Below are 715 nucleotides of genomic sequence, written 5' to 3'. Positions count from 1 at the left end.
TAAATCTGGTAAGGCAAATCCGACAAGGTGACTTCAAATGATTTTGTCTCCTTGCCGCCCGTGACGCTGCCGACAATGTTGGCCGTGTTGTGGCATTGCGCGGTCACCGACTGCGCCTTCTCACACGCATGCGAGGTATAGCTGACCTTGTTGATCACCTGCTTGACACATTGGGGCCCGACGCCGGCGGCGATGACATCCGCGTCTTTGCGGATGTCGTCACTGCGTTTAATCATGTCGGAGCCGTAATCAATCTTGTCGGCAGGGTTGTTGATGAAAGATTTGCGCATCTCCTTGCCGAGTTCCGTGTCCGCCAGTGCCTGCTGCCCTTTGGCGCCGATATCGGTATCCGTCTGCGTCCCGCCCTGGTAATAGCCGCTTTCCGGCGGGTTATCGGTGTAACGGTCAAAATACTGCTCAGGCTTCACCTGTCCGGCCCCCTGCTGTGCACCGCTGAGCGCAGCCGAGGCTGCAGCTTCTCCCTCGCTCATGTCGTTGTCGCCGGCAATGGCCGGGGTGGCCGCACAGGCCGCCAGCAGACTGCCGAGCAGTGTGCGAGATAGCGCGTTTCGTATTGTCATATCACCTCCGTGCCGCCCTGCCGGTTCTCTGTCGTGGGTTTTCCCTGGTGTTGAAAACCCCGGTATTGGTCCTGCTCTTTTTATTGTGGTTGTTGGGTGCTGCGCGTTTTGGCGCACTCGCCGCGCGCATCGAT

General features: G+C 58.6%; 1 pseudogene. It reads right to left on the bottom strand.

The window, feature by feature from the left end:
* Window positions 1–581, bottom strand: a pseudogene (locus AC4PR2_RS29415) (hypothetical protein); the annotation flags it as partial.
* Window positions 582–715 lie beyond the last annotated feature (134 nt).

It is taken from the genome of Serratia sp. A07 (assembly GCF_058725505.1).
The sequence above is the reverse complement of the archived record's forward strand: the minus strand, read 5'-3'. Positions and strand labels throughout refer to the sequence as shown.